Origin of the sequence: Olavius algarvensis spirochete endosymbiont, from assembly GCA_900608495.1 — a bacterium.
GTDB lineage: Bacteria > Spirochaetota > Spirochaetia > DSM-2461 > DSM-2461 > UBA2779.
In genome coordinates, this window is the sequence record UWYT01000265.1 from 1 (window position 1) to 252 (window position 252).

Annotated in this window: 1 protein-coding gene; it reads right to left on the reverse strand. The window is 54.0% G+C overall.

Annotated elements, in window-relative coordinates; translation table 11 throughout:
• Nucleotides 1-252 (reverse strand): hypothetical protein (locus S1OALGB6SA_RS10700; protein WP_230204506.1); only part of this gene is annotated, 252 nt, incomplete at both ends.

Here is a 252-nt window from a genome sequence, read left to right on the forward strand (position 1 = left end):
CGGCTCCCTCTCCCACCGCACTTGCAATATCTGAACCCTGTCGCAAAAGTCCAACAGAAACTTCCTTGGCAGCAGCCCCAAGCATTGCTTGAGCACCTGGATCCCCATCCGCCGCAGCGATAGCGGTGCTTGCAAGGCTTCCACTGGGCCCACCGTGCTGCAAAATAGCACCTATATAGCTTTTTAAGGAAAAGCCAAATTGCTGATCCCCCGTTGGATCCACATACTTCACGGGGTTGTTGCTCACATAGG